Below are 6,739 nucleotides of genomic sequence, written 5' to 3'. Positions count from 1 at the left end.
GCACTCCTGCGGAAAATCCCTTCATCCTGCGCGCTGAGAAACGCAGCACCATCGAGTCGCGCTACGCTGATGTCGCCTTTGCTATGAGCAACATTTAAATGGAGAGCCGGATGCGCTGAGAGGTGCAAGTCCGGTTCGGGGAGGAGAGGCAGGGAGATAGTTCGACTACGCCCTGCCTCTTACTCCACTCTCATATGACAGGTATCGTGACTGATATCAGCGGATCGCGGCACTCATCGGGACCATCCAAACCGTTGAGATTGTCGGCGAGGCGGAGGAGGTGAGTGACACCCTGAGCGGCATCGCAGCCACGGACGCAGATGTCGTCGTTGTGGATCTGCGATTGACCGGCGGCAGCGGCATGGACGTTCTCTCGGGCCTTGCGCAAAGCATCCGGCCGGTCATCACGATAGCGTTGACGAGTTATTCAAGCGGGGTGATCCGCGAAGCCTGCTTGTCGGCCGGAGCGAACTAGTTTTCGACAAGACGAACGAGTTCAATTTGGCTCGGGATGTGATCGGGTCGATCGCCTGCTCTCACGCTGCAAGCACCGCCCGCTGAACGGACGCCGATTCGCTCCTCGCTTGATTGGATTCGCTGTCGAGGCGTGAAATGGACTACCGATCCAAGATGCACATACCATGATAATACTATGCGAATCGAATTTGCATTAGAATGCTGATGATCGGTACCAGCAGGGCGTGCCTCCCGCTTATCAAATCTGAGTGAGCGGATTACGCGCAGATCAAGCGAAACGTTGCGTTCGCCAGTGCATAGTGGGGAGATCGACGTGATTGATGCGAGTGTTCCGGTGTTGTCCCATGACTACACGCACCTATTTTTACGGGACGTGGTGGGCCGTCACGGACTGATCGTCATCGGCGTGGGTAAGGCTGGCGAACGCGGAATAGAGATGCTTTACCGGTTCTCTGATATCTGTGAGCGCCTAGATAACTCGCGGGGTCAACGCCATCTTTGTCTATCGGAAGGAATTAGCGCACCATGTTCAGGACGCCACCTCCTTGTTGGGCGCGCGCTACAGCCAAAGGCCATCTCTCTTTCTGGACGATAAAAGTCAATTCTTTCGTAATCCTCTTGAATCTAAATCGCTTCGCGCGGTGTATCTCGATGCGGAAATGCGACAGCCCGATACAGCTGACATCGCGTTACGGGACGAAATTTTGGATCCGCTGTTGCACCCTTTTCTTGCTCAGGTTGCCGCGCGTTCCGTGCACTGAATACCACCGGTAGAGGGGCGCAGAGCCTTGAGTCACGGATTACTAACGAGGGGAGAGGGTTGGTCAAGGCATTGATTCAGGTAAGCGGGCGATCCGGGATTGAACGGGGCACGGCTCAGCAAGACTTGCCGTGACTGCTGCCCGGTTTGCGAGCGATATCGTTGCATGGCGAACGGTCGGTCCATCAGCACGGAGGATGGCACGTCGCTCATGTCGTTGCGGGCGGAAGCCGGGTGCAAATGTGCGCGTCCTGGCAACGGGTCCCGACGAAGTAGGGGCACTTGAGACGCTCCTGGCCATTCTGCGCGTGCAGCAATCCCCCTGATCATATATAAGACGCTACCTATGCATCCGTCGATCGGCCCGGTAACAACTCGCGGTGGACGTATTGCCCCAACGCGGTACCTGATGGAAGACTGGCGAGCAGTTTTATGTCACTTCGGAAAGCTCCGGGCGAGCCTGTCATCAACATCAACCCGGGCCGACAGGCATCCTTGTGATGCCGCGTGCTCTTTTGTACTGTTGTGGGCGCCGAGTCTTTTGGCATGGAGGCGCTTTGTTATTCACGTTCTCAAATCATGACATTATGGCAAGCGCGCCTGAGCTCCTTATGCGGTGACAATGGCACGTCGATTTTGGCCACGGGTACGGCCAACCGCGGCACCCGCAGCTTCCGCGATAAGCGGTCAACCTCTGCGGTCGGCCTCATTCAAACTTGGACGACATATGGAAAGCATGACGAAACACCAAATTCCCGCAACGCTGATCCCCGGTGATGGAATAGGGCCGGAAGTAGTTGCCGCGACGGTTAAAATTCTTGATGCCTTAGGATCGCCGTTCGTTTGGGACGTACAGCATGCTGGAATCGCCGGAGTAACGCACAGCGGGGATCCGCTACCCGATGCGACACTCAAGAGTATTCGTAAGCACAAGCTTGCCCTCAAAGGCCCGTTGACGACGCCCATCGGCGAGGGGTTCCGTTCTTCCAATGTTCGACTTCGCGAAGAGTTTCGGCTTTTTGCCAACGTCAGGCCCGTGCGCACCATCGTCCCCGGACGCTATGACAAGATCGACCTCGTTCTCGTGCGAGAAAATCTGGGCGGCTTCTATGTTGCACACGAATACTATATTCCTGTCGGCGACGATCCAAAAGCAGTCGCGGTCGCGACAGGTGTTAATACACGCGACGCGTGCGAGCGGATCGTCAGATTTGCGTTCGAATACGCGTTGAAGCACGGACGAAAGAAGATCACGGTGGTGCATAAGGCTAACATCCTGAAAGCACTTACTGGATTGTTCCTGGAGGCCGCCAGAGACGTCGCCCGGGAATACTCAGATCGGGTGGAAATGAATGACATAATCGTCGACGCCTGCGCCATGCAACTGGTGTTGAACCCGTGGCAGTTCGATATGCTCGTGAGCACCAATCTGTTCGGGGACATTCTGTCGGACCAGTTAGCAGGTCTTGTCGGCGGACTTGGCATGGCTCCTGGCGCCAACTACGGCGATGACACAGCGATATTTGAAGCTGTACATGGATCTGCGCCAGACATCGCAGGCAAGGGTGTCGCCAATCCAATCTCGCTACTACTTGCATCGGTTTTGATGCTCGACCACGTTGGCAAAGGTGACCTCGCCGAGCGCTTGCGAACCGCGATCAACGAAACGCTCCAAACGGACCGTATTTGCACGCGCGATCTGAAAGGCACTGCTTCAACGAGCGAGTTCGCTGACGCAGTGGTTCGTCGGATCAGGAACACCTAGCCCGACTGGAAACACCGCTTGAGCGTTATTCTCAAGCGCGGATGCGTGCGGTCCCCTCCGGTTGAGACCCCACTTGATTCTCTCGGTGGCGGCCAGCAAGGTGCGTAAAAACCAAATCGTTGTGTGCCCTAATTGCGACGAAATCTTTGGAACTGTTTGTGTTTTTGTGACATGCATCAACCAAAGCCAATAAGGGTGACGGTCGGGTCGTCAAAAATAATAATATTGGGAATTGGCATCGGCTCTGCTGGCGTAATTCGCATCAGCGCACCGCCCGCCGGGAGAAGTCGTGATGAACCAGAAAATTCGTATGCTCGCGCTCGTAGCAGCCTTGGCATTTATATCGGCCCTGCCGGTCGCACATGCAGCGACCTACGCGAACGGCACGACCACCGCAACTCTCAATGTTACGCTCGCGCTACAAGCCAACTGCGCGATCTCGGCAACACCGTTGAATTTCGGCACGAACGGTGTGCTGACCACTGCTCTCAACCAGCAAACAACCGTTGCGATCACCTGCACAAACACAACGCCATATAACGTCGGGCTCGATGGCGGCACGGTGGTGGGTTCGACCGTTCCGAGCCGTCTGATGGCCGGCACCGCCACCGGCAACACGGGTACAACCGTGGGTTTCCAGCTCTATCAGGATGCCGGACGGACGACCGTGTGGGGTAACACTCAAGGTACCAATACGGTGGCCGGCGTGGGTACCGGGTCTGTGCAGTCGATATCCGTCTATGGTCAGGTCCCGGCTCAAACCACACCGAAACCGGACACCTATCAGACCACGGTCACCGCAACGGTGTACTTTTGAACGCCCACCGGGGATCCCTCGTCAGACTCCCGCATCTGCTGGGCATCTGGCTATTAACCGCCAACCTGGTGGCACACGCTGCAACATTGCAGATCTCGCCTGTCATGGTCGACCTTCAGTCGAGTGAGAGCGCAACGGGCATTGCGCTGCGCAACCCGGGTGACAGTGCGCTTTATGGGCAGGTGCGAGTGTTCCGCTGGGACCAGTCCAATGGCGATGACACGCTGACCCCGACGCAGGAACTGATGGCCAGCCCGCCACTGGTCCGGATCGCCGCGCAGGCCGATCAGTTGGTCCGATTGGTGCGGCCGACGGCATCACCAGTCACCGTAGAGCAAAGCTACCGGGTCCTGATCGATGAACTTCCACCGCCCGATTCCTCCCCCACGAACGGTGTGACGATTCGCTTGCGCTATTCGGTGCCGATATTCGTTGAACCTGCCGGAGCTGCAGGTCAGCCCAAACTTTCGTGGCATTTGGCCCGTGGCGACAACGGCTGGGTCCTGCGGGTTGACAACACCGGGACGAAGCGGGCGCAGATCGCCGCGGTTGAACTGGTAGACGGCGCGGGCAAGGCTTACGAGATCAACAAGGGCCTGCTCGGTTACGCATTGGCGGGGCGCACAGGCCAGTGGCAGGTGCCGCTTGCGCCGGATGCCAACGTGAATGGCACGGTGAAAGTGCGCGCGACAGTCAATTCGCTGCCCGCCGAAGCCGTCGCAACAGTTGAATAAGCGCAGCTGAGCCACGGTATGACCAATCGGGTCGCTGTAACCGAGAGCTGACGTCATGCGTCGCAATTCTATCAATGAGAATCAGACGACGGCCGCGACGTCATTTGCACGGCCTGCGCACAGCGCTTGCCGCCGCGGGGTTGATTGCAGTGGGAAGCACATGCGTTTATGGGCGAACGCCCTTGCTGCTGCCCGACGCCAGCGCGAACCTGCCACATGACGTGTATCTGGAAGTGGATCTCAACGGCCAGCGCACTTCGGTGATCGCTCAGTTTCGCGAGTTGAACGGTCATCTTGCCGCGACCGGCAAAGACCTGAGCAGTATCGGGATTGCAATCGGCCGGCTCGGGATTGCGGAGACCGCAGACGTGCAACTGGACGCGATCCCGGGCCTGCGTTACAGCTACGACGTGGCGCGTCAGGCGGTCGATCTGCAAATACCGGACAGCATCCGCAAACCCTATACATTCAACACGCGCGAATTGACTGCAACACCGCGCGCAACATCGTCGCGCGGCTTTGTCATCAACTATGACGCGTTCGCGCAATCCGACACCGATGCTCAGCTCGCGGTATGGAGCGAGGAACGCTACTTCGATCCCGCCGGCGTATTCAGCAACACCGGCATCGCGTACCTGTATCGCAACCAGCACCGCTACACGCGTTACGACACGTCGTGGAATATGTCCAACCCCGACACGCTCAATACGACGCAGATCGGTGACACCATTTCGTCGTCGCTCGCCTGGTCGCGCTCGATCCGCATCAGTGGATTCCAGTGGCGCAGCAATTTCGCGTTGCGACCGGACCTGGTGACATTCCCCGTGCCTGCGCTCGGGGGCTCGGCGGTGGTGCCCTCTTCGGTGGACCTGTATATCAACAGCGTCCGGCAATACAGCGGGAACGTGCCGAGCGGCCCCTTCATCGTCAACAGCGTTCCCGGCATCACGGGGGCCGGCCAGGCCACCGTGATCACGCACGACGCGCTCGGTCGCACGGTGGCGACCTCCGTGCCGCTTTATGTCGATACGCGCTTGCTGGCATCCGGGTTGTCCAGCTATTCGTTCGAGGCGGGCTTTCTAAGGCGCAACTACGGCATCGATTCGTTCGACTACGATCCGAGGCCATCAATGAGTGGATCGGCGCGCTACGGGGTCAACGACTTCTTGACGCTCGAAGGTCATGGCGAGGCGACGGGTGGCCTCTACAACGCGGGCGGCGGTGCGCTAGTGCGCCTCGGCATGGCTGGTGTCGTCAATGGCTCGCTATCGGGGAGTGCCGGGCGTCTTGCCGGCACTCAGGCAAGCCTCGGCTACGAGCTCATCGAGCCGCACTTTTCGATCGATGCGCAGACCATTCGCGCGTTCGGCAACTACGGCGACCTCGCCGCGCGCGACGGCGCACCAGTGCCGAGCGCCACCGACCGCGTGACTCTCGCGTTGCCGTTCTACAGCAGCCAGACATTTTCGGTCAGCTATATCGGCTTTAAGTTTCCCCAGGCGCTGCCCTCCCAGATCGGCTCGGTATCGTACACGCTGAATTTTAGCAATCTGGCGTCACTGAATCTCAGTGCTTACCGGGACTTCAAACAGCACAACTCGCGCGGCGCGTTCTTGAGCATGAGCTTCGGCCTCGGCCACAACGCCTCGATCAACGCGACGGTCGGCCGACAGAACGGCCAGTCGAGTTACAACGTCAATGCGACGCGACCGCCTGATTATGATGGCGGATGGGGTTGGGGTGCGCAGGCAGGAGACACAGGCTCGGTGCCGTTCCGTCAGGCGCAGGTGCAATACCTGGGCCGCGACGGCGAGGTGACGGCGCTCGCGCAGAACATCGCCGGACGAACCAGCGCCTCGGTCGATGTCACCGGCGCGATCGTGCTGATGGACCATAGTGTGGGCTCTATGCCGTTTTGAGTGGAACTTGACGGCTGGCGCGATAGCGTTTAATCCCTTGATCACGCGAGGCGGCGGGACGCAAAGGGTTTTGCGGCAAATGTTTTAGCCTGGACATGCGGAGGTAGGCGATGGCCACGAAGTTCTTCACGGTTCGAAATCCGCGCGCGGCCCGCTTGGTTTGTTGGAGCATGCCATTCATCGCCTCGACATAGGCATTGCTGCGACCGTCGAGCATGCCGCGCACGACGCCCGGCAGACGCTCCTTGAGCGTCGTGGCCAGCCGCC

At 58.8% G+C, this 6,739-nt stretch carries 5 protein-coding genes and 1 pseudogene; 5 read left to right on the top strand and 1 reads right to left on the bottom strand.

Features of this window, described 5'->3' with window-relative positions; genetic code table 11:
* Positions 1 to 223: 223 nt before the first annotated feature.
* The 5 genes and pseudogenes from BSU04_RS10705 to BSU04_RS10675 form a co-directional block, all read left to right on the top strand.
* A complete protein-coding gene (locus tag BSU04_RS10705; RefSeq protein WP_089160592.1) occupies positions 224 to 475 on the top strand; it encodes a response regulator in 252 nt (83 codons plus the stop codon).
* A 1,498-nt stretch (positions 476 to 1,973) separates the two neighbouring features.
* Complete coding sequence (locus tag BSU04_RS10690; RefSeq protein ID WP_373452818.1) at positions 1,974 to 3,002, top strand: isocitrate/isopropylmalate dehydrogenase family protein; 1,029 nt, start codon at positions 1,974 to 1,976, stop codon at positions 3,000 to 3,002.
* 310 nt (positions 3,003 to 3,312) lie between these two features.
* Positions 3,313 to 3,819, top strand: coding sequence for a Csu type fimbrial protein (locus tag BSU04_RS10685; RefSeq protein WP_089160593.1), 507 nt, complete (start codon positions 3,313 to 3,315; stop codon positions 3,817 to 3,819).
* A complete protein-coding gene (locus BSU04_RS10680; RefSeq protein ID WP_256982457.1) occupies positions 3,816 to 4,553 on the top strand; it encodes a fimbrial biogenesis chaperone in 738 nt (245 codons plus the stop codon). The genes BSU04_RS10685 and BSU04_RS10680 overlap by 4 nt, the downstream gene beginning before the upstream one ends.
* Positions 4,554 to 4,627: 74 nt before the next feature.
* Positions 4,628 to 6,445: pseudogene (locus BSU04_RS10675) on the top strand (fimbria/pilus outer membrane usher protein); the annotation flags it as partial.
* A 13-nt stretch (positions 6,446 to 6,458) separates the two neighbouring features.
* Here BSU04_RS10675 and BSU04_RS10670 read toward each other — a convergent pair.
* Positions 6,459 to 6,739 (bottom strand): transposase (locus BSU04_RS10670; RefSeq protein ID WP_144021193.1); only part of this gene is annotated, 281 nt, incomplete at its 5' end.

This window comes from Caballeronia sordidicola, from assembly GCF_002220365.1.
GTDB lineage: Bacteria > Pseudomonadota > Gammaproteobacteria > Burkholderiales > Burkholderiaceae > Caballeronia > Caballeronia sordidicola_C.
Note: the sequence above shows the minus strand (reverse complement) of the source record. Positions and strands in the feature narration are given on the sequence as shown.

Excerpts from the sequence above, each read along its gene's own strand:
- BSU04_RS10690 (WP_373452818.1), top strand. The coding sequence starts at position 1,974 with ATGACGAAACACCAAATTCCCGCAACGCTGATCCCCGGTGATGGAATA.
- BSU04_RS10685 (WP_089160593.1), top strand. The coding sequence starts at position 3,313 with ATGCTCGCGCTCGTAGCAGCCTTGGCATTTATATCGGCCCTGCCGGTC.